Annotated in this window: 20 protein-coding genes; 7 read left to right on the top strand and 13 right to left on the bottom strand. The window is 67.5% G+C overall.

The genetic code is table 11. The features are described from left to right. Window positions 1-15: 15 nt before the first annotated feature. Entirely contained in the window at window positions 16-894 is an 879-nt protein-coding gene (locus NDI85_RS13655; RefSeq protein WP_189001515.1) for a PhzF family phenazine biosynthesis protein, read from the bottom strand. A gap of 91 nt (window positions 895-985) precedes the next feature. Here NDI85_RS13655 and NDI85_RS13650 point away from each other — a divergent pair, with 91 nt between their 5' ends. The 3 genes from NDI85_RS13650 to NDI85_RS13640 all read left to right on the top strand — a co-directional run bounded on the left by NDI85_RS13650 (window position 986) and on the right by NDI85_RS13640 (window position 2,292). Further along, window positions 986-1,591, top strand: a complete 606-nt coding sequence (locus NDI85_RS13650; protein ID WP_310916104.1) for a DJ-1/PfpI family protein — start codon at window positions 986-988, stop codon at window positions 1,589-1,591. Between the two features lie 114 nt (window positions 1,592-1,705). Further along, complete coding sequence (locus tag NDI85_RS13645) at window positions 1,706-2,101, top strand: hypothetical protein (RefSeq protein WP_189001513.1); 396 nt, start codon at window positions 1,706-1,708, stop codon at window positions 2,099-2,101. Next, complete coding sequence (locus NDI85_RS13640) at window positions 2,098-2,292, top strand: helix-turn-helix transcriptional regulator (protein WP_166967036.1); 195 nt, start codon at window positions 2,098-2,100, stop codon at window positions 2,290-2,292. The genes NDI85_RS13645 and NDI85_RS13640 overlap by 4 nt, the downstream gene beginning before the upstream one ends. Before the next feature lie 256 nt (window positions 2,293-2,548). Here NDI85_RS13640 and NDI85_RS13635 read toward each other — a convergent pair whose 3' ends face one another. Both NDI85_RS13635 and rnz read right to left on the bottom strand, forming a co-directional pair. Then, window positions 2,549-3,622, bottom strand: a complete 1,074-nt coding sequence (locus NDI85_RS13635; RefSeq protein WP_310916103.1) for a Gfo/Idh/MocA family oxidoreductase — start codon at window positions 3,620-3,622, stop codon at window positions 2,549-2,551. Window positions 3,623-3,679: 57 nt separating this feature from the next. Further along, entirely contained in the window at window positions 3,680-4,603 is a 924-nt protein-coding gene (gene rnz, locus NDI85_RS13630) for a ribonuclease Z (protein WP_189001511.1), read from the bottom strand. 276 nt (window positions 4,604-4,879) lie between these two features. Between rnz and NDI85_RS13625 the strand changes: the two genes are divergently transcribed. The 4 genes from NDI85_RS13625 to NDI85_RS13610 all read left to right on the top strand — a co-directional run bounded on the left by NDI85_RS13625 (window position 4,880) and on the right by NDI85_RS13610 (window position 9,009). Then, on the top strand, window positions 4,880-5,767 hold the full coding sequence (locus NDI85_RS13625) for a hypothetical protein (RefSeq protein WP_310916102.1): 888 nt from the start codon (window positions 4,880-4,882) through the stop codon (window positions 5,765-5,767). 180 nt (window positions 5,768-5,947) lie between these two features. After that, the gene (locus NDI85_RS13620) at window positions 5,948-7,516 is read left to right on the top strand and encodes a CARDB domain-containing protein (protein ID WP_310916101.1); all 1,569 of its coding nucleotides are present in this window, start codon (window positions 5,948-5,950) and stop codon (window positions 7,514-7,516) included. Window positions 7,517-7,567: 51 nt separating this feature from the next. Next, window positions 7,568-8,227, top strand: a complete 660-nt coding sequence (locus NDI85_RS13615) for a TrkA family potassium uptake protein (RefSeq protein WP_189001508.1) — start codon at window positions 7,568-7,570, stop codon at window positions 8,225-8,227. Between the two features lie 305 nt (window positions 8,228-8,532). After that, window positions 8,533-9,009 carry a hypothetical protein gene (locus tag NDI85_RS13610; protein WP_310916100.1) on the top strand — a complete coding sequence of 159 codons (477 nt, stop codon included), beginning with the start codon at window positions 8,533-8,535 and terminating at the stop codon, window positions 9,007-9,009. Here the strand turns inward: NDI85_RS13610 and NDI85_RS13605 are convergent. The 10 genes from NDI85_RS13605 to NDI85_RS13560 all read right to left on the bottom strand — a co-directional run bounded on the left by NDI85_RS13605 (window position 9,006) and on the right by NDI85_RS13560 (window position 19,437). After that, window positions 9,006-10,703, bottom strand: coding sequence for a methyl-accepting chemotaxis protein (locus NDI85_RS13605; protein ID WP_310916099.1), 1,698 nt, complete (start codon window positions 10,701-10,703; stop codon window positions 9,006-9,008). The genes NDI85_RS13610 and NDI85_RS13605 overlap by 4 nt on opposite strands. Window positions 10,704-10,834: 131 nt before the next feature. Then, window positions 10,835-11,605, bottom strand: coding sequence for an SDR family oxidoreductase (locus NDI85_RS13600; protein ID WP_310916098.1), 771 nt, complete (start codon window positions 11,603-11,605; stop codon window positions 10,835-10,837). A gap of 112 nt (window positions 11,606-11,717) precedes the next feature. After that, window positions 11,718-12,389: a non-canonical purine NTP pyrophosphatase gene (locus NDI85_RS13595; RefSeq protein ID WP_310916097.1), complete on the bottom strand. Its 672-nt coding sequence runs from the start codon at window positions 12,387-12,389 to the stop codon at window positions 11,718-11,720. A 71-nt stretch (window positions 12,390-12,460) separates the two neighbouring features. Then, complete coding sequence (locus NDI85_RS13590) at window positions 12,461-12,739, bottom strand: DUF5808 domain-containing protein (RefSeq protein WP_189001499.1); 279 nt, start codon at window positions 12,737-12,739, stop codon at window positions 12,461-12,463. Between the two features lie 217 nt (window positions 12,740-12,956). After that, complete coding sequence (locus tag NDI85_RS13585) at window positions 12,957-13,373, bottom strand: EamA family transporter (RefSeq protein ID WP_189001497.1); 417 nt, start codon at window positions 13,371-13,373, stop codon at window positions 12,957-12,959. A 38-nt stretch (window positions 13,374-13,411) separates the two neighbouring features. Continuing rightward, complete coding sequence (locus NDI85_RS13580; RefSeq protein WP_310916096.1) at window positions 13,412-15,046, bottom strand: bifunctional N(6)-L-threonylcarbamoyladenine synthase/serine/threonine protein kinase; 1,635 nt, start codon at window positions 15,044-15,046, stop codon at window positions 13,412-13,414. 9 nt (window positions 15,047-15,055) lie between these two features. After that, a complete protein-coding gene (locus tag NDI85_RS13575) occupies window positions 15,056-15,187 on the bottom strand; it encodes a 30S ribosomal protein S27ae (RefSeq protein ID WP_135303338.1) in 132 nt (43 codons plus the stop codon). Next, entirely contained in the window at window positions 15,188-15,496 is a 309-nt protein-coding gene (locus NDI85_RS13570) for a 30S ribosomal protein S24e (protein ID WP_166967012.1), read from the bottom strand. Window positions 15,497-15,592: 96 nt separating this feature from the next. Then, window positions 15,593-16,597 carry an AAA family ATPase gene (locus tag NDI85_RS13565; protein WP_189001493.1) on the bottom strand — a complete coding sequence of 335 codons (1,005 nt, stop codon included), beginning with the start codon at window positions 16,595-16,597 and terminating at the stop codon, window positions 15,593-15,595. A gap of 425 nt (window positions 16,598-17,022) precedes the next feature. Beyond that, entirely contained in the window at window positions 17,023-19,437 is a 2,415-nt protein-coding gene (locus tag NDI85_RS13560; RefSeq protein WP_310916095.1) for a bacterio-opsin activator domain-containing protein, read from the bottom strand. Window positions 19,438-19,541 lie beyond the last annotated feature (104 nt).

Genomic DNA, 19,541 nt, shown 5'->3' with positions numbered 1-19,541 from the left:
TCGCGCGTGTCGTGACTACGGGTCGAGCAACTCGCCGGTCGCCACCGGCACCACGCCCCCGCCGACCGCGACGTGAACGTCGTCGCCCGCGCTCGCGTCGGCGTGGAGGGAGAGGAGCGACGGCCGCCCCATCTCGTAGCCCTGTTCGACCCGAACGTCGACGACGGGGCTGCCGCGGTACTCGGTGCGAGCGAGGTACGCGGCGAGACAGCCGTTCGAGGAGCCAGTCGCCGGGTCTTCGGGCACGTCGTAGAACGGCGCGAACACGCGGTCCGCGAGGTCGTTCTCCTCGCGCCGTGCGTCGGGCGCGAACGCCAGCACGTTCTTTGCCTCGCGGTCGCCGGTCACCCGGTCGTAGGCCGCGCGGTCGAGGTCGATGCTCGTCAGCGCCTCGCGGTCGGTCAGCGGGACGACGATGGTCGGCAGGCCGGTCGAGACCACCCGCACGGGCCAGCGGTCGTCGAGCGCCTCCCGCGGCAGGCCCAGCACCTCGGCCAGCGCGGCGTGGTCGAGTCGATCGCCGAACTCCGGGGTCCGCTGCGTCATCCACAGCGTCCCGTCCTCCCGCGCCTCGACCGGCACCTCGCCCACGCCGAGGTCGAGCGTCACCGTCGCCGGTCGGTCGTCGGCGAGGTGCTCTCGAATCACGTGGGCGGTCCCCAGCGTCGGATGGCCGGCGAACGGAATCTCGCTATTGGGCGTGAAGATGCGCACCGGCCACGCGCCGTTTTCGGGTGGTCCGGTGACGAACGTCGTTTCGGAGTAGTCCATCTCGCTGGCGATGGCTTGCATCGTCTCCGTCGAGCGGTCGCCGGCGTCGGTGACGACGGCCAACTGGTTGCCGGCGTAGCGCTCGCGGGCGAACACGTCGACGATGTGGAACGGGTGGGACATACGAGACGTCTCGCCGGCGACGACAAAGAGCGTGGGGATAGTGTGGTTCGCTGTCCCACACGGCTTTGGCCGCCGGCCTCGTCCATCCGGTATGGAGACGGTCGCAATCGTCTGTTACGACGGCTTCGACGAACTGGACGCAATCGGCCCCTACGAGGTGTTCGAGAACGCCATCCGGTTCGGTGCGACGTGGGACGTGACGCTCCGGACGGTCGATGACCAGTCGACGGTCACCGCCAGCCACGGCCTCACAGTCGACGTAGACGGGCCACTCGCCGACACTGACCCGGACCTCCTCGTGGTTCCGGGCGGCGGGTGGAACGACGGGAGCGATGCGGGCGCACGCACGGAGGCCGACCGGGGTGACCTGCCCGACGCCATCGCGGCCGCTCACGAGCGAGGGGCGACTATCGCGGGGGTCTGCACCGGCGGGATGCTCCTCGCCCGTGCCGGCGTGCTGGACGGACGCCCTGCCGTCACCCACCGCGGCGCACTCGACGACCTGCGCGAGACGGCCGCCGCGGTTGTCGACGCCCGCGTCGTCGACGACGGCGACGTCCTCACCGCTGGCGGCGTCACCTCGGGACTGGACCTCGCGGTCCACCTCGTCGAGCGTGAGTGGGGCGCCGAGACTGCCGACGCCGTGACGACGGAGATGGAGTACGAGTCCCGTGGGTCGGTTCACCGGTCGGCGTGAGAGTGCTGACGGTCGGATCCGCCGGTAGCGTGACGACAAATTTTAAGTTCGTGTGTAAAGCACGTTTTACACGTAAAGCGAGCTTTACGGAAAGGCCGCTTTACGTGGTTCCCGATGACCGCAACCGCACACACCACGACGACGTATCGACGCACGTACTTCGGGCTCTGGGCCGCCGCCGGCCTCGTATTCGCCCTGCTCATCGCCGCCGGGTATCCGCTCGTCGGCGTCGGCGCGTTCGCGCTGGGGGCGCTCGGCGCGACCGCCCTGCAACACCGCTCGTCGGTCGTCATGTTCGACGAGCGCGACACGACCGTCTTTCAGGAAGCCGGCGCCAACACCGTCGCCGCCGTCGGGATGAGTTCGGCCGTCGTCTTCCCGACGCTGACGGCCCTGCGGGCGCTGGGCGTCGTCGAGTGGCCCCTCTGGCTGGCGCATCTGGGCTGGTTCGTCGCCGGTCTGTTCGCCATCTGGGGGCTCATGGTCGCCGTCGCCCGGTCGAAGCGATGAACAACCGCCTGCCCGCCCTCCGCGAGGGCCGCGGCGAGAGTCAGGCGGACCTCGCGGCCGCCGTCGGCGTCACCCGCCAGACTATCAACGCGCTGGAACGCGACCGCTACGACCCCTCGCTGGAACTGGCGTTCGCGCTGGCCGACCACTACGACTGCGCCATCGAGGACATCTTCTCGCCGGAGGCGTGACTCTCGTCTGTGTCGCTCGTTCGGACTGCGGATACAACGGCCAGAAAGCCCCGTTCTCCCCGGTCGAGGGCTTCGTTGCGGTCCTCGGCATCACTCCGTTCGTCCCTGCGGTTTCCGTCAGCCGTCTTCTCGGAGCGTGGGCGGTCGACTGTGCCGACCACCACGCTGGTGGTACCTTTCAGTCCCGCCTGATTCGGTCGGGACTTTCTGGCTGTTCACGGCAGTTGCTGCAACAGATACAGCAACCCGTATCGTCCTAGGCGCTCTGGCGAGCGTCGTCCAAGAGGGCCTGAACGTTCACGGCTTCGCCGCGCTCGCTGCTCTCGATGGCGGCGAAGACGATGGCCATCGACTGGAGCGTCTCCTCGACGCGGGTGGCCATGGGCTCGCCGCCGTCCAGCCATTCGCAGAACTGCTCGATGAGCCACGCGTTCTCCCAGAGGGGCCGTTCGGCGGGCGGTACCTGCTGACCGTCGCCCTTCCGGACGCCCTCCCAGTTGCCCACGCGGTCCGGGTCGAAGGGGAACCGCTCGACCTCGCGGTTGTCGAGGACGACGGTCTCGTCCTTGCACTCGGCGCGGAACTGCTCGTGGCCCCACCCGTTGAGCGTCGTCGCGTTGGCGTAACTCCCCTCGTACTGCGCGCGGGTACCGTCCTCGAAGTGGAGGGTGACGAGGCCGGTGCAGTCGCCTTCGTAGTCGGCGCCGTCGGGAACCCACGTCTCGGCGTAGACGCGCTCACAGCGGGCGTCGGCGAACGCACGGAGCATGTCCAAGTGGTGAATGGCGCCGTCGAGCAACAGCATGTCCCCCATCTCGTGAACGTACTCGGAGTAGAGGCCACGCTCGCGGACGTTCCCGGTGTAGCGGGCGGTGAGGTAGTCGATGGGGCCGGCCTCTGTGAGCGCGCGCCGGAAGGTCGTCTTGTCCTGATCGTAGCGGTGGCTCATCGTGACGCCCATCTTCGCGTCGGCCTCGCGGACCTTCCGAGCGATGCGGACCGAGCCTTCCAGCGTGTCGGCGATTGGTTTCTCGGAGATGATGTCGAGGCCGTGGTCCAGCGCCGTCTCGATGACGGGTTCGTGGGCCGCTGGCGGCGTGACGACGGAACAGAAGTCCGCATCACGCTCCGAGAGGGCGGTCTCGAGGTCGGTGTAACAGCGCTCGGGAGAGAGGTCGAGGTCTGTCTCGGCGCGTTCGAGGCGTTCGGGGTCCATATCGACGGCCGCCACGACTTCGATACGGCCGGCGTCGACGTTGGGTGGAATCGCCTCGGTTGCCCAGTGTCGACCCTGTCCGCCGAGGCCGACGTGTACCATCCGGTATGTCATTGGTACGTACCAACGCCGTGCATGAATAAATGTCGCGCTATCTGCGGTCGGTGCGCCCTACTCGCTGTCGGGGAACTGGACGTGGCGCTCCATCCCGTCCTCGGCGACGAAGGCCTCGCCGTCGAAGCGCTCGCGGGCCTCCCCGGCGAGTGTGCCGGCCCGTCCGGCGTAGCGCGTCGAGATGTGGGTCAGCGCCAGCGACCGGACGCCCGCTTGCTGGGCCACGTCGGCGGCCTCTTTCGCGGTAGAGTGGGCCGTCGCCTTCGCCCGTTCCTTCCGGTCCTCGGCGAAGGTGGCATCGTGGACCAGCAGGTCTGCCCCCTCGCTGGCCTCGATGACCGACTGGGTCGGGAGCGTGTCGCCGGTGTAGACGACCGTCCGACCGGGCCGCGACGGGCCGACGACTTCCTCGGGTTGAACCGTCCGGCCGTCGTGTTCGACGGCCTCGCCGCGGTGGAGTTTCGAGTACTTCGGTCCCGGCGGGATGCCCAGTACCTCCTCGGCCTTCTGGCGGTCGAACTCGCCCTTGCGGTCGTCCTCGGCGAGGACGTACCCGACAGAGGCACAGCGGTGTTCGGTCGCGATGGCCCGTATCTCGTACTCCGGGCGCTCCAGGACGGTATCGCCGGCCGACACCTCGTTGATACGGACCGGGTAGGAGGGGGTGGTCCCGTTGGCCTCGATGAGTTGCTTGACGTTCCCGCGGGTGCCCGCCGGCGTGTGGATGGCGACGGGGTCCTCGCGGTCGTTGAAGTCGAACGTCTGGAGGAGGCCCGGAATCCCAAGCACGTGGTCGCCGTGGAGGTGGGTGACGAAGAGGTGGTCGACGGCGAACCCGGTGCCGTAGCGCATCATCTGGCGCTGGGTGCCTTCGCCGCAGTCAAAGAGGAGGTAGTCGCCCTCGCGGTTGACGAAGATACTGCTTGTGTTTCGCTGGGTCGTCGGGATGGCACCGCTCGTCCCGAGGAACGTCACTCGCATCGTCGTACCGTCGGCCGCCGCCGCGTAAACGCGTGTCGAAAGCCGGCCGGCAAAGCCGACCTTTCGAGCGCTAACGTGTGCCTTGCGCTCGGATGGCTCTCTCTTCGATTCTGAACGGTCGTGGCGGTTTATCGGTCCGACTCGTGTCCCACCGCCCGCGTCATCGACGAACTGACGCTACTGATTCACATGACACGGACTAAATTCGTCGCTGTGTTTTTGGCTGTCCTTGTGACCGGGATGCTCGCCGCGCAAGCGGTGGTTGCGGTACCCGGTATGACGGCACAGCAGGACACACCGGAGACAGACACCGCGACACAGGCGGACAACGAGACGACAGCCAACCAGACGACTCTCACGCCCTCGGTCACGTTCGACGACCAGGAGTCCGACGGGACGACCGTGACGGTGTCGAACGTCACGGTCCCGGACGGCGGGTACGTCGTCATCCACGACGAACTACTGCAGGGCGGTGACGCGCTCAACAGCGCTATCGGCGTCTCGGAGTATCTCGAACCCGGCGAGTACGACGAAGTGACCATCACGCTGTACGACGTCCCCGGCGCCGACTTCGGTCCGGAGACGACGGACGACGAGGCGACGGATAACGAGACCGCAGCGAACGAGACGGGAACCGAGACGGGAACTGAGACGGGAACTGAGACGGGAACTGAGACGGGAACCGAGACGGCCACCGAGACGGGAACCGAGACGGCAACTGAGACGGGAACCGAGACGACAACTGAGACGGGAACCGAGACGACAACTGAGACGGGAACCGAGACGGCCACCGAGACGGCCGACGAGGGTCCGCAGGTGACGCTGACTGAAGACCAGACCCTCACGGCGATGCTCCACGTCGACAGCAACGACAACCAGACGTTCGACTACGTCAGTACGTTCAGTCTGGAGGACGGCCCGTACGTCGTCGACGGCGAACTGGTGACCGACAGCGCGAACGTGACTGTCGCCGACGCCGGGAACGAAACCACCGAGACGGAGACGCCGACCGAGGGCGGCACCGAAACCGCCACGCCCACCGAGTCGGGTACCGGCACGGAGACGCCAACCGAGGGCGGCACCGAGACGTCGACGGAGACGGGCACCGAGACCGGCACCGAGACCGGCACCGAGACCGGCACGTCCGGTGAATCCGCTGGCTGATACCGGACCTCCCACGACACGCCGACGGCGACTCACGGACAAAGCTCGTCTTTCTTTCGCTAACTCTGCCTTAGCAATCGGTTGGCCGCACCTTCGATTCTGAACTGTCTGAGCCGTTTATCGGCGCTCCTTCCTACCCATCGTTCGCGTCGTCGGCCCACTGACGACACGAATTAAGCCATGATACGATCCAGAACGCTCGCCGTATTGCTCGCATTGATAGCCACCGGTGCGGTCGCCACGCAAGTCGCCGCCGTCCCCGGAGTAACACCACAACAACAGGACGGGCCGACAGCCCAATCGGCGTCGTTCACCGTCGATATCCTGTCGGCTCCCGAGAGCGCTGCACCCGGGTCGACCGTCACCGTCGTCGCGGAGGTGACCAACGACGGCGCCCAGCGCGGCACGCAACCGGTCGAGTTCCGAGTCGGTGGTGCCGTCGCCGACCGGGCGGTCCTCACGCTCGAACCCGGCGAGAGCCAAGTCGTCACGTTCAGCGCCGACACGGAGGGACTCGACCCCGGTGACTACCGCCACGGCGTGTTCACCCGCTCGAACGGACAGACGGCCGAACTCGTCGTCTCGGAGTCGTTCACTATCGAGGACTTCGACGCGCCCGACACCGTCGAGGCCGGTGACACGGTCACCGTCGACGTCGAACTGGAGAACCCGAACGACTTCGACACCACGCAGAACGTCTCGTTCTGGCTCGCCGGCTCGCTGGTCGAGACGCAGTCGGTCACTATCGACGACGAGGACGACGAGGACGTGACGTTCAACGTCTCGACGGAGGGTGCCTCGCCCGGCACGTACGTCCATAGCGTGTTCACCCGCGACGATGGTCAGTTCGCCGAGATTACCGTCGAAGAGCCGGGGCCGGAGACCGCCTCGGTCGTGATGAACGATCAGGAGTCCGACGGCACGACCGTCACCGTCGACGAACTGGTCGTGCCGAGCGACGGATACGTGACGATTCACGACAGTAGCCTGCTAGATGGCAACGTCGTCGGGAGCGTCGTCGGCGTCTCGGAGTACCTCGAAGCGGGCGAGTACGAGAACGTCACGGTCACGCTGTTCGACGTCGAGGGCGCCGAATTCAACGAGACGGCACTGACCGAAGACGGGACGTTCATCGCGATGCCGCACAACGAGACGACGGGTGACGAGACGTACGACTTCGTCGCCAGCGACGGTGCCGACGACGGCCCGTTCCTCGCCGACGGTCAACCCGTGGTCGACGCCGCGAACGTCACTGTCGCCGGCGCGGACGAGAACGAGACGGAGGTACCCGCCGACAACGAGACGGAGACGCCCGTCGACAACGAGACGGACGAGAACGAGACGGCCGCACCGACCGGCAGCGTGACCTTCGACGACCAGACGTCCGAGGGCACGAGCGTCGTCGTGACCGACGTCTCCGTCTCCGAGGGCGGCTACGTCGTCGTCCACGACAGTAGCCTGCTGGAGGGCAACGTCGTCGGGAGCGTCATCGGCGTCTCCGAGTACCTCGAACCCGGCGAGTACGACGAGGTGACCGTCGAACTGTTCGACGTGCCCGGCGTCGGGTTCGAAGAGCCGACTCTGACCGAGAATCAGACGCTCATCGCGATGCCGCATCTGGAGACGACGGACGACGAGACGTACGACTTCGTCACGAGCGCTGGCGACGACGACGGGCCGTACGTCGCCGACGGCCAGCCAGTGACCGACGCGGCCACCGTCACCGTCGCCAACGAAACCGCCGGCTGACGCCCCTGTCACACGTTCACATTTTTATCCCTGGATGTCGTACCCCGCGCCATGAAGTTCGTCATCGTCGGGTACGGTCGCGTCGGCACCCGCACCGCACGCATCCTCCAGAGCGAAGGCCACAACGTCGTCATCGTCGAACGGGAACCGGAGAAAGTCGACCGGGCCAGAGACGACGGGTTCACCGTCGTCGCCGGCGACGGCAGCGAGGAGTCGGTCTTAGAAGAAGCCGGCATCGACACCGCCGACGCCATCGGCGGCCTCACCGGGGACCTCAACACGAACTTCACGGCCTGTATGATCGGCAAGGAACACGGCTGTCGGACCGTCCTCCGCATCGACGCCGACTACCGCGAGGAGATTTACGAGAAGTACGCCGCCGACGTCGACGAGATAATCTACCCCGAACGTCTCGGCGCTGCCGGCGCAAAGACGGCACTGCTGGGCGGGGACTTCAACGTCCTCGCGGACCTGACCGAACGCCTGTCTATCGCCAGCGTCGAGGTGCCCGAGGGCTCGCCGGTCATCGGGAAGCGCGTCGTCGAGGTGGAGTTGCCGGGCGACGCCCACATCTACGCCCACGGCAGCAGCCACGAACCCATGACGATTCCGCTCCCGCAGACGGTCATCGAGGCCGGCGACAGCGTCGCCGTGATGGCTGCACCCGACGGCCTCGACGACGTTCGGGCGTCGCTCAAGGGCGGGACCTGAAGCTGTCCGGACTGGTTCGGTCGAGAACGGAAAGGGGGTGCGGTGTCCGGGCGCGCGCCGGGAGGATGGGATGCGCTGCAAGCACGCAAGCAGCGTGTAGATTGCCGTTGCGCGCCCGTATCGAGGGGAGAGTCCCGTCCGATATAAACTCCCGTCAGACGGACGGCACACGACACGGCTTTTTCCCTTGCCCGTCGTTCCCTCACGCATGAGTTGGGCTGACCTGTTCGAGCGAGCGCGGGCACACGAGACGAGCGTCGACGCGGTGCGAGAGCGACTCCGGGCACACCGCGGGGAGGCCGACGATGACTGAGGCCGCGCCCGCCCGCGTCGTCGCCGACGCCGACGTCCTCGCGGCGGACGTACTCTGTGGTGACGACAACCCTGCCCGCGATGCACTCGACCACGTCCGGCGACACTCGTGGGTTACCCTCGTCGCCAGCGACCCGCTACTGGACGACGGCGAGGCCGTGATTCGGGACCTGAGCGACGCCTCGCTCGCAGAAGCGTGGCGCGAGCGAATCGAGCGCGAACGCGAAGCGGTCGAACACCCCGAGGACGACCACCCGGCGCTGGCCTCCGCCTATCGCGGCGACGCCGCGCACCTACTCACCTACGAGGAGAGTCTCCGGAGCGCGAAGGCCGGGCTCTCGCTCCAGCCACACATGCCGGTGAGCGTCCGGTCGCCCGACGCGTTCGCCCGCCTGTTCGACCCGGCATCGCTGTACGAGGCCGTCGAAGGCGGCGAGTATCCCGGTCCCGACCGGGACCCGCGGGCCTAGTCGTCGGCGCTCGACGCGACAGCCGTCACCCGTTGCCGGTTCGCAGCGCCGTCGCCGACCTCGAATGCCGTCAGCAGGTCGTACAGGTCGTCGGTTCGGTCGGCGACGGAACGGACCTCGTCGGTCACCTCGGAGATGCTCGCGGTCTGTTGCTGGGTCGCGGCGGCGACGGACTCGGCCTCCGCCTTCGTCTGGTCGCTTACGGCCGCTACCTCGTCGACCGCCGCGACGACTTCCTGTGTCGTTTCGGCCTGCTGGGCGGTCGCGTCGGAGATCTCCTGGATGGCGTCGTTGACCTCGCCGACCACGTCGACGATGTCCTCGAAGTCCCGCAGCGTCGACTCGATGGTGTCGGTGCTGTCGGCGACTCGCTCGTTCGTCGCCTCCACGTCGCTGACGGTCTCGTTGGCGGCCGTCTGGACCGCCTCGATGCGCTCGGAGACGTCCGCGGCGGCGTCGCGCGTCTCCTCGGCCAGTGACTTCACCTCGTCGGCGACGACGGCGAACCCGTCGCCCTCGGCGTCGGCCCGCGCCGCCTCGATGGAGGCGTTCAGCGCCAGCATGTTCGTCTGCTCGGCCACGTCGGTGATGAGGTCGACCACCTCGTCTATCTCGGCGATCTGCTCGACGAGGCCGTCGACCGACGTGGCGATGTCGTCGATGCGGCCCGTCATCGTCTCCAGTTCCTCGATCGCGTCGGCGGCCTCCTCGCGACCCTCCCGCCCACGGGCCGCGGCCCGTTCGGCCGTCTGGGCGGCGTCGTCGGCGGTGGCCGCTATCTCCTCGACGGTCGCCGACAGCGTGTTCATGTCCTCGGCGACCCGGTCGTGACGGTCGGACTGCTGGCTCGCGCCCGCGGAGATCTCCTGCACCGAGCGGGCTATCTCGTCGCTGGCCCGGTCTATCTCGGCGACGCTCTCGGTGACGCTGTCGCTGGTCTCGGCCACCTCGTCGGCGAACTCGGTCACCTCACCGACGGTGTCAGCGAGCGTCGTCACGAGGTCGTTGTAATCGGCGACGACTCGCTGGAACTCCTCGTCGACGTCGTCGAACTCGGCGTCGATAGTCGCGGTCAAATCGCCAGTCTTCGCCCGCTCTGCCGCGTCGCCGAAGGCCGTCACCAGTTCCGAGAGCGCCGCAGACCGGCGTTCGAGGTCCTCGGTCATCTGCTGGAGTTCGGTCGTGTACTCGTCTACGTTGGTCGCCATCCGGTCCAGTGACTCCCCGAAGGTGCCGGGGATGTCCTCGTCCATGACCGGGTCGTCGAACGCCTGCCGCGAGAGCGCGTCGGCCTGCCGGGACACCGTCTCCAGCGACGATTGCATGGCGACGAAGGAGGCCAGTAGACTCGCTACCTCGTCCTCGCGGTCGCTGTCTGGCACGTCGACGTCGACCTCACCGTCGGCGATGCGGTCCGCACGCTCCGAGAGCGTGACGACCGGGTCGACGAAGTCCTCGCGGGTGATGAACACCGTATTGGCGAAGGCCACCGTCGCGCCCGTCAGCAGCAGTCCGGTGAGAGCGACCTGTGCGACACCGTTCAGGAGGAACGCGACGGCGGCGAGTGCGACCGAGGCCGCAAACTGGAGGCCAACGGCCGCCAGTACCTTCCGCTCGACGGAGCCAGCGACTCCGAACACGTCGAGCGACCTGCGTATCAGTCCCTTGTACCGTCGGATGAACGTGTTCGACATACGCCGGTATTTGCCAGTACGGTATTTCAATACACGGCGCCGTTCTCGAAATTCGAAAAGGGGGACATCGGCTGGGCGGCCGCTCTGCCTCGGAAACCACGCCTGTCTGACTCGGCTTTCAGCCGTGAAACTCAGCGCCCACCGTTGACCCACGCCGCGACCCGGCGGACGACCGGCCGCGGCGTCACCCGTCCCAGCAGATCCACGACCCGCATCGCCCGACTCGGGACCACGACCGTCTCGCCGGCCATCAACCCCTCGTAGGCCGATTCGGCGACGGCCTCGGGCGTGTTCGAGGTGAGGCGACCGACCGCCGAGTCGCCCATCCCGGCCCGGGACTGGAACTCGGTGTCGACGGGGCCGGGACACAGCAGGGTCACGGCCACCTCGTCGCGCAACTCTGCGGCGATAGCCTCGGTGAAACTGTTGACGTAGGCCTTGCTGGCGTAGTAGCCCGCGAGGTTCGGTCCCGGCTGGAACCCGGCGACAGAGCCGACGTTCAACACCTTCCCGCCGCCGTCGAACTCGTCGAGGAACAGTCGGGTGAGTTCGACGGGCAAGACGACGTTCAGTCGCAACTGGGTGCGCTCGGCGTCGAGGTCGCTCTCGGCGAACGGCCCGTAGGTGCCGACGCCGACGTTGTTGACGAGGATATCGACGTCGAGGCCGCGCTCGGTGACTGTCTCGTGTAGCTCCTCGGCCGCCGAGGCGCTGTCGAGGTCCATCGCGACCGTTTCGGCAGCCACGCCCTCGCGTTCGAGGTCGGCGGCCAGCGATTCGAGGCGCTCCTCTCGCCGGGCCACCAGCACCACGTCGTGGCCGTGGCCGGCGAACTCGCGAGCCAGCGCTTCGCCGATGCCCGCCGACGCCCCCGTAATCAGGGCCGTGCCGCGTTCGCTCATCGCTCGGCGTTCCCCTCACGCCCGTCCGGTCGTTTGGGGTGTACCGCCGTCGCTTCGCGCCGCCGGTGCGACTTCCGAAAGACGCAGTCGCGTCTTTCGACGTACGCCTCGCTCATCGCTCGGCGTACCACTCCGCGAACTTCGCCAGCGCCCGCCCGCGGTGGGAGACGGCGTTTTTCTCCTCGGTGCTCATCTCGGCGAACGTCGTACCGTCGTGTTCGAAGATGGGGTCGAACCCGAACCCGCCGTCACCGCGCGGCGCGACGATTTCGCCGGGAACACGCCCCTCGAACAACTTGACCGGGAGCGACTCCTCGCCGCCTTGCACCTGCTCGTCGGTGGTCGCGGCCCCGCGCTCGTCGCTCGCGAGGTCCTGTCCCCGGCGCTCGTCCGGCGCGCTCTCCCCACGGTCGACCCCGCCCGGTTCCGGCGTCGCCGCGAAGTCCCCGCCGTCGCAGTAGGCGATGACCGTCTTGAACGCGGCGGCGTGGTCGTCTTCGGGTTCGGTCATCCGCCAGACGCCCTCGACGCCGACGGTGTCCTCGACGTACGAGGAGTACGGACCGGGGAAGCCGTCGAAGGTATCGATGAACAGGCCGGCGTCGTCGACGATGACCGGCCCGTCGGCGGCCCGGTATGCCGACCGTGCGCCGTGGGCCGCGACCGCCCCCAGATCGTCGGCCTGAATCTCGGGGTAGTCGAAGTCGAACTGACCCACCTCGTCGTCCAGATACTCGGTGGCCTCCCGGACCTTCCCGGGGTTGGTCGTCACGAAATTGAGCATACCGGGACAGGGCGGGCGGCGACAAAAGAAGCGTCGGTCCGTCGTGTGGACCGCTGTCGGTCGACGCTGTCTCAGTCGACGACGACTTCGACGGGTTCGTCCTTCTCGTCTTCGTCCTCGAAGCCCTCGGACCCGCTGTTGCGTTCGAGATACAGCATGGCGCCGGCGACGAGGAGGACGACCCACGACCGCCAGTTGGCGAGGTTCAGCGTGTAGCCGATGCCGAACGGTTTCTCGACGAGCATCCCGTCACCGGGCTGCCAGTACGACGACACTAACCGCTTGAAGCTCGGTCGCTCGAAATTGTACGGCACGCCAAACAAGGTCCCTGACTGCGGTTTGTCTGCCATACGCCCGTGTACTCACCCCGACGTTAAGTCGTTTGTCACTACCCACTTTTTACTGCGATGGGTGTCCTCGCTCACTTCGTTCGCTGCGGACACCCCCCTTGCAAAAACATGGAAAAACGGCCGGTGAACCGCCTCGCTTCGCTCGGCGGACTGTTCGATAGCACGCCTCCCCCGTCTTCGCGGCACTGAGACCGCTCCCGGCCACCGCCCGGCGTGGTCACTCGACGGACGTGAGATACACGGCGAGTACCGCCAGCCCGATGCCGGCGGCCTTCCGCGCCGTCAGGGACTCCTCCAGAAAGAGGATGCCGATGACGGAACTGGTCGCGATGAACATTCCGAAGATGGGGACGACGACGCTGACCGGGCCGGCCGCCAGCGCCCGGTAGTACGCGATGATGCCGACGGTCAGCGCGATGCCGGCGCCGTAGGCGTAGATAGCGTCCTCGTGGCTGAGGTACTTCGCCACCGAGAGGTCGGTGGCGACCACGAGGCCGATGGCGGCGACGACGAGTATCCCGTTGGAGATGAGAAGCACCACGTCGCTGGGGATCTCGGCCGTCGCCAGTTTCGCCAGTGGCGGGACGAGCGTGTAGCCGACGAGCGCGAGTACCGCCCACGCGATGTAGTTCATACGCTGGGTGAGGACTGGGAGGCCCGTGTGCGTTCCGGTTACTGGTATCGACCGCGGCCCTCGATGTCGTCGAGGCTGGCGAAGACCGACTCGGCGTGGTCGCTCTCTGCCCGGTAGGCGTCCTCGGCCGCGGCGAGCAATGTCTCGGGGTCGTCGGCGGTACCCGAGAGCGACTGGGCGAGGACGTGGAGGTCCATCGCGTGGTCCTCGGGTTCGTCGGTGTAGTAGCCCAGTCCGAAGTCGATGAGGAAGACGTGGCCGTCCTCGCGGCCGGTGTCGACTCGTACGTTGCGAGTGGTCGGGTCCCCGTGGACGAACCCGGCGTCGTGAATTCGTGCGAGGGAGCGGCCGACGGCGGCCACGGTGTCGGCGGTCAGCGCCTCCCGCAGGTCCGCGTCACCGACGCGCTGGAACACGAGTCGGGCCTCGTCGGGGTCGGTGTCCAGAACCAGCGGCGTCGGGACGCCGTGTCGCCGGGCCTCGCTGGTGAGACGGGCCTCCTGTCGGGTCCGTTCGATTCGCAACCGTTCGTCGAGCGCCGGATGGCGGTAGCTTCGAGGGACCCGGTCCTTGACGACGCGGTCGGCCTCGATGGTGACCGTCGCCTCGGCGCCCTGTACCTCGGTCTCCGTCTCGACCACGCGGTCGACGGACTCCTCGGGACCGCGCCACGACACCGCGACGTCGTCGGGCCGGAAGTTCGAGTCGATACCCGATTCCTCGATAGCGAGGGTGTCGCCGGCGGCGTACATCTTCGCGCCGAGGATGGCTATCATGCCGGCGTTGTCCCGCAGGAAGCGGTTCTCGGGCGCGAAGAAGTCGGCGCCGCGCTGGTCGCACATCTCGCGGAGCATCCGCTGGAGGCGGTCGTTCTGGCCGACGCCGCCGCCCAGCACCAGTTCGTCGGCGCCGGTCAGCGACAGCGCTCGCTCCGAGACCTCGGTCAGCATGGCGAAGATGGTCTCCTCCAGTCCGCGACAGACGTCCTCGACCGGCACGTCGTCGTCGGAGGCCTGCTTCGCGGCGCTCATGATGCCCGAAAAGGAGAAGTCCATCCCCTTGACGACGTAGGGAAGCGGGTGAAAGTCGCCGTCGCGGGCGTGTCGTTCGACCTTCGGACCGCCGGGGTGTTGCCAGCCGACGTGCCGGGTGAACTTGTCGATGGCGTTGCCGACGCCGGTGTCCATCGTCTCGCCCAGCACGCGGTAGCGGCCGTTCCGGTAGCCCAGCAAGTGGGCGTTCGCGCCGGAGGCGTTCAGACAGACCGGCGACTCGAACCCGGAGCGGTGGCGCCCGACTTCGAGGTGGGCGACCATGTGGTTCACACCCACGAGAGGGACGTCGAACCGCTGGGCGACGGCGCGGGCGGCGGTGCCGACGATGCGGAGACAGGGACCGAGACCGGGCCCGCGTGAGAAGGCCACGGCGTCGATCGGTGGGTCGTCGCCACCTGCCCGTTCGCGGGCGTGGGAGATGGCCGTCTGGACGACCTCGGGAATCGCCTCGCCCATGTGTTCGGCGGCTTCGCGCGGGTGGATGCCGCCGCTCTCGGGTTGGTAGGCGTCGCTCTCGATGAAGACGTGTTCCTCGTCGGTTGCCCGGGTCGGGTCGTCAGTCTCGAACAGCGCAGCACTGGCTGCCCACGCGGTACCCTCGATACCGAGAACGCGCATGAAGCGGCCTTACTTCCACTCGGTGTAGCCGCACTTGCCGCAGTGCTTGCGGTCGTCGTGGTCGGCCAGCACCGTGTCGCCGCAGCGCGGGCAGTTCTCCTTGACCAGTTCGCCGTCCTCGTAGTACTCGTTGCGGGCCATCTATGCTTCCTCCGCCTCTTCCTCGCCGTCGGCGACGATCTTGTTGCGTTCGAGCATGTGGTCCTGCTCGACGTCACGGGCGTACTCGGGGCTGTCGTAGACCTTCGCGTAGCCGACCGTCTTGCGCATGCCGAACTTCGTGTCGAGTTCGTGGATGACGACTTCCTCGGCGTCCTTGTTCAGCGTCGCCGCCAGAGAGTCACGCACAGAGAGACGGGACGGCGTCGCTTCGTCGTGGACGACCTCGAATCGGACGTCCGTTCGGTGCAACATGGGGTTCGTTTCTTCCTCGATGATGTCGATATCCATGGTTCGTTGTCCATAGATTCCCGCCGAAGCGCCTAAAAGGATTTCGAAGCCGCAACTCCCGGTTCTCGGGGATGTCGCTGGTGTGCAGTTCACACGCTACGTCTGTAGCTGCGCCAGCAGCCGCGAGAGGTGAATCCGCTCGTTGGCCGCGTCGGTCAGCGCCATGTCCGTCTCGCCGGCCAGTCGGTGGACTTCGGCCAGCCGCTGGCCGGAGTACCGCGACCGGGCGACGCCGAGCAGTTCCTCCAGTACGTCGTCGGCGCCGTACCCCTCGTCGACGAGCAGGTCGTCCAGCGTCGAGCGCGCGTCCGAGAAGCGCCCCTCCTCGGCGGCCTCGACCATGTCCGCGACGGCGTCGTCGGCCTCGACGTCGGCAAGCACCTCGTAGGCCGTCTCCATCGTCACCTCGCCGGCCTCCTCGTAGGTGGTCTGTGTGGCGAGGATGGCCTGCCGGAGGTCGCCCTCGGCGTACCCGGCGACGTACTCCAGTCCGTCGTCGTCGTGGTCGGCGTCCTCGGCCGTGACGACGTCTCGAAGCACCGACACCGTCTCCTCGTGGGTCGGTGCCCGCATCACGACGGGGAAACATCGCGAGCGAATCGGCGGGATCAGCGCCGAGGGCTGTCGCGTGGCGATGACGAACTGCGTGGCCTCGTAGTACTGCTCCATCACCCGGCGCAGGGCCTGCTGGAAGTCCTCGCGCATCCCCTCGGCGTTGTCGAGCAGGATGGTCTTGTAGGTGCCCGACATCGGCGTGTAGCTGGCCGATTCTTTCAGAACGTGGTTGATGAGGTCGGCCTTCGAGGACTCGCGCCGGCGCTTGCTGTCGATAAAGGACGCGAAGCGCGGGTCGTTGGCCACCTCCTTTTTCGTCATGTCGAAGACGTCGGCGACGTTGAGTTCGGTGAAGTCGGCGTCGGGGTTGTCGTGGACCGTCTCGGCGAAGGCACGGACGCCGGCCGTCTTGCCGGCCCCCTTCGGCCCGTGGACCAGCAGGTTCATCGGCTCCTCGACGGCGCCCTGCAGGTGCTCGCGGGCCTTCTGCTGGGGGATCTCTTCGAGTGCCGGCGCGTGGGTCTCGGTCCACAACGGGGCGTCCATCTGTCGGCCGTGGGTAGGCGAGGCCCCGACAAGTATCCCGCGGTTGCGAGGATAGCGAGGGGCCGAACACAGTGCGGTCCCTCGACACAGCGCGGCGGCGAGCCCTGCGAGCCGCGAGCAGTAGCGAGGGGCGCGCGAAGCGAGGGGTCACGCTACTGCTCACGGGTCACTTCGTTCCCCGTTCGCTTCGAGGGCCGCTCACTTCGTTCGCGCCGCTCGGTACTTTCGAGAGCCCAAGCGAAGCGAGGGGTCACGCTACTGCTCACGGGTCACTTCGTTCCCCGTTCGCTTCGAGGGCCGCTCACTTCGTTCGCGCCGCTCGGTACTTTCGAGAGCCCAAGCGAAGCGAGGGGCCACGCTACTGCTCACGGGTCACTTCGCTCCCCGTTCGCTTCGAGGGCCGCTCACTTCGTTCGCGCCCCTCGCTAGCCCTCGAACAACTCCTCGAACACCTTCTGCTGGGCCGCCCGGAGGTGCTGGTGGTAGGTCGGCCGGGAGATGTCCATCGCCGTGGCGAGTTCGTCGCCGTCCACCTCGCGGGGCCACTCGAAGAACCCGCCGAGGAACGCGGTTCGGAGCGCCGTCTCCTGCCGGTCGGTGAACCGCTCGGCGAGCGACGCGCGGAACTCCTGTTGGGTCTGGACCGGCCGTTCGTGTTCGTGGTAGCCGACGAGGTCGGTGTTGCCGTAGTTGTCCTCGACCAGCGAGAACACCTCCCGGGCCTCGGTCTCGTAGGGGAGTTCGATTGTGTACCGGACGATGCCGCTCTCGCCGGAGATGGCCTTCGGCACCGCGCCGTGGTCGACAAGCGTCGCCAGCAGCGACTCGCCGACGGTGACGTCGAACAGCGAACTCCCCTCGTGTTCGGCGACGCAGGTGGCGCTGACGACGGTGTCGTCCTCGGTCAGTTCGGCGAGAATCGCCTCGCTGTCTCCGCCCTCGACCGTGAGGTACAGGCGGATGGCCCCGTCGTCCTGCGTGACCGCGCCGGCCGACGTGAACGTCGCGCCCGTCGACGCCGACAGTCTGCTCAGGAGGAGATCGCGGTCGTCGACGGTGAACTCCAGTTCGACGACCTTGTCCGCCGAGAGAATCTTCCCGCTCTCGATGGCGTTGATGGCGTTTGCGACGGCCCGGCCCAACGCTTCGAGGACGACCTGCTCGCGGTCGTCGAAGGCGTCGGGTTCGTCGGCACAGACGTACAGGACGCCGTAGGTCGAATCGGTGTACGACAGCGGGATGGCCATCACCGAGGCGACGCCGGCCTCGCGGACGCGGTCGACCCACTCACTGTCGGCGGCCGCGAGGTCGTCGAGTATCTCGGTGGTGTGGTCGGTGAAGGCGACGCTGCCGGGCACGCCGTCGCCCAGCGGGACCGAGAGGTCGTCCATCGCTATCGCGGCGTCGCCGGCCCACTCGCTGGGCAGCAGCGCGTTCCCGCGGACGTCGGGACGACCGACCCACGCGAAGGTGTAGGGGTCGGTCGCGGCCAGTTGCTCGCAGACGCCGACCTCGATGGCTTCGCGGGTGGTCGCCTCGACCAGCACCTCGACGGTGTTCTCGATGAGGCCGTTGATGCGGTCGAGGATGGTCGCGATGCGCTCTCGGGTCTCTCGGACTTCCTGTTCGCGCTTGGCGCGGTTGCACGCCGCCGCGGCGTTGGTCGCGAGCAGTGCGACGACCTGCCGGTCGATGTCGTCGAAGGCGTCGGGTTTCATCGACACGACACTCAGCGTGCCGTGAACGCCGATCGGGAAGTACAGTCCGGACTGGACCGCCGGGTCGGCGTCGTCGAGTTCGTGGGCCTCGCTCTGTGTCGTGGCTTCCCCGGACGCGAACACTTCTCCCGGTCGTCCCTCGTCGAGTGCGTAGACCGGGCGCTCGCCGAGTCGCTCGACCACTGCGTCCGTTGTCGCCGTCGGTCGCAACACTCGTTCGTCGGCGTCGTACAGTCGGACGACGGCCATATCGAGTCCGAGGACGCGTTCGGCCGCGCCCGCGACGATGGTCGCTACCGCCTCTCTACTGGGGGCTTGCATCAGCGCCCGGGAGGTCTCCTGTAGCGCAGAGAGCATCTCCTCGCGGCGCTTTCGTTCGGTGATGTCACGGATGACGCCCGCGGTGCCGCGAAACTCCCCGTCCGGCCCGTACAGTACCGTCATGTGGTCTTCGCAGGGGAGCGTCTCGCCGTTGGCCCGCCGGAGCTCCAGTTCGAACGTCGTCCCCACGTCGTCGGGGTCGTCCGAGGAGAGCAACGCGGCGAGTTTCGACTCGGCCAGTTCGACCGTCTCGCGGTCCTTGATGACGCCCGTGTGCTCGCCGAGCAGTTCGTCGGCGTCGTAGCCGGTCAGATCCGCCATCCCGCCGTTGACGAAGACGAATCGCCCCTCGTCGTCGAGCGCGTACACCCCGTCGTCCAGCGCTTCGATGACCTCGCCGTGGCGGTCGAACTCCCCGGCACCGACGGCCCCGGACCCGCGGTCGGCGGCCGCGATCGCTTGCTCGATGCGGTGGGCGAGGACGACGTACTGCCCGTCGGTCCCTCGCTGGACGTAGTCGGTCGTGCTATCTTCGAGGACGCCGTCGACGGCGTCGGCTGACCCAGTCCCGAAGACGACGACCGGGACGTCGGGACGGGTCTCCCGTAGCCCCGCCACCAGCGGTGGCACGTCGACGCCGTCGCTCACGATACAGTCGACTGCGCCGACGGAACTCGCCGTCGCCTCGCCGTCGGCCGTCACCAGTTCGAAGTCGTCCCCCACCCGAGCCAGTGCGCGTGCCGTCTCCGCGACGGCGGCCTCGTCGCTCCCGCAGACGAGGACGGTAACCCCGCTATGCATACCTAACTGGTTAGCCCCTCCCACACAAGAATGTGTAGGTCCCGAAACGCCGACGCGCTCTCGTTACGGCGTGTGTCGCTCATCACCGGATGACACCGCGCACC

The organism is Haloarcula sp. S1AR25-4 (genome assembly GCF_031624555.1).
GTDB lineage: Archaea > Halobacteriota > Halobacteria > Halobacteriales > Haloarculaceae > Haloarcula > Haloarcula pellucida.
Note: the sequence above shows the minus strand (reverse complement) of the source record. Positions and strands in the feature narration are given on the sequence as shown.

What these genes read in the sequence shown, in the direction of transcription:
- NDI85_RS13620 (WP_310916101.1), top strand. Translation starts at nt 5,948, where the DNA reads ATGATACGATCCAGAACGCTCGCCGTATTGCTCGCATTGATAGCCACC.
- NDI85_RS13635 (WP_310916103.1), bottom strand. Translation starts at nt 3,622, where the DNA reads ATGACATACCGGATGGTACACGTCGGCCTCGGCGGACAGGGTCGACAC.
- NDI85_RS13575 (WP_135303338.1), bottom strand. Translation starts at nt 15,187, where the DNA reads ATGGCCCGCAACGAGTACTACGAGGACGGCGAACTGGTCAAGGAGAAC.
- NDI85_RS13650 (WP_310916104.1), top strand. Translation starts at nt 986, where the DNA reads ATGGAGACGGTCGCAATCGTCTGTTACGACGGCTTCGACGAACTGGAC.
- NDI85_RS13605 (WP_310916099.1), bottom strand. Translation starts at nt 10,703, where the DNA reads ATGTCGAACACGTTCATCCGACGGTACAAGGGACTGATACGCAGGTCG.
- NDI85_RS13590 (WP_189001499.1), bottom strand. Translation starts at nt 12,739, where the DNA reads ATGGCAGACAAACCGCAGTCAGGGACCTTGTTTGGCGTGCCGTACAAT.
- NDI85_RS13600 (WP_310916098.1), bottom strand. Translation starts at nt 11,605, where the DNA reads ATGAGCGAACGCGGCACGGCCCTGATTACGGGGGCGTCGGCGGGCATC.
- NDI85_RS13610 (WP_310916100.1), top strand. Translation starts at nt 8,533, where the DNA reads ATGACTGAGGCCGCGCCCGCCCGCGTCGTCGCCGACGCCGACGTCCTC.
- NDI85_RS13655 (WP_189001515.1), bottom strand. Translation starts at nt 894, where the DNA reads ATGTCCCACCCGTTCCACATCGTCGACGTGTTCGCCCGCGAGCGCTAC.
- NDI85_RS13580 (WP_310916096.1), bottom strand. Translation starts at nt 15,046, where the DNA reads ATGCGCGTTCTCGGTATCGAGGGTACCGCGTGGGCAGCCAGTGCTGCG.
- NDI85_RS13585 (WP_189001497.1), bottom strand. Translation starts at nt 13,373, where the DNA reads ATGAACTACATCGCGTGGGCGGTACTCGCGCTCGTCGGCTACACGCTC.
- NDI85_RS13565 (WP_189001493.1), bottom strand. Translation starts at nt 16,597, where the DNA reads ATGGACGCCCCGTTGTGGACCGAGACCCACGCGCCGGCACTCGAAGAG.
- NDI85_RS13615 (WP_189001508.1), top strand. Translation starts at nt 7,568, where the DNA reads ATGAAGTTCGTCATCGTCGGGTACGGTCGCGTCGGCACCCGCACCGCA.
- NDI85_RS13645 (WP_189001513.1), top strand. Translation starts at nt 1,706, where the DNA reads ATGACCGCAACCGCACACACCACGACGACGTATCGACGCACGTACTTC.
- NDI85_RS13640 (WP_166967036.1), top strand. Translation starts at nt 2,098, where the DNA reads ATGAACAACCGCCTGCCCGCCCTCCGCGAGGGCCGCGGCGAGAGTCAG.
- NDI85_RS13560 (WP_310916095.1), bottom strand. Translation starts at nt 19,437, where the DNA reads ATGCATAGCGGGGTTACCGTCCTCGTCTGCGGGAGCGACGAGGCCGCC.
- NDI85_RS13595 (WP_310916097.1), bottom strand. Translation starts at nt 12,389, where the DNA reads ATGCTCAATTTCGTGACGACCAACCCCGGGAAGGTCCGGGAGGCCACC.
- NDI85_RS13570 (WP_166967012.1), bottom strand. Translation starts at nt 15,496, where the DNA reads ATGGATATCGACATCATCGAGGAAGAAACGAACCCCATGTTGCACCGA.
- NDI85_RS13625 (WP_310916102.1), top strand. Translation starts at nt 4,880, where the DNA reads ATGACGGCACAGCAGGACACACCGGAGACAGACACCGCGACACAGGCG.
- rnz (WP_189001511.1), bottom strand. Translation starts at nt 4,603, where the DNA reads ATGCGAGTGACGTTCCTCGGGACGAGCGGTGCCATCCCGACGACCCAG.